This window comes from Mycobacterium gordonae (genome assembly GCF_001417955.2).
GTDB lineage: Bacteria > Actinomycetota > Actinomycetes > Mycobacteriales > Mycobacteriaceae > Mycobacterium > Mycobacterium gordonae_B.
The window spans coordinates 1-332 of record NZ_LKTM01000309.1 but is presented as its reverse complement, the minus strand read 5'-3'; the positions used below and the strand labels follow the sequence as shown (position 1 = coordinate 332).

Genomic DNA, 332 nt, shown 5'->3' with positions numbered 1-332 from the left:
GGCCCCGGCCGACATCGCCCGGACCGCACACGAATTGGGTTGCCGCAGCGTGGCATTCACCTACAACGACCCAACGATCTTCTGGGAGTATGCCGCCGATGTAGCCGACGCCTGCCACGACCAGGGAATCAAAGCCGTCGCGGTGACGGCCGGGTACATGTGTCCTGAGCCCCGCGCGGAATTCTACCGGCGTGTCGACGCCGCCAACGTCGACCTAAAGGCATTCAACGAAGACTTTTATTGCAAGGTTTGCGTCAGTCACCTGCGCAACGTCCTGGAAACCCTGGCCTACCTGCGGCACCAGAAGAATGTGTGGTTGGAGATCACCACCC

The 332-nt window shown here is 61.1% G+C and carries 1 protein-coding gene; it reads left to right on the top strand.

Features of this window, described 5'->3' with window-relative positions; genetic code table 11:
* On the top strand, nucleotides 1–332 hold a 332-nt coding region (locus tag AO501_RS20280), incomplete at both ends, for a radical SAM protein (RefSeq protein WP_331457941.1).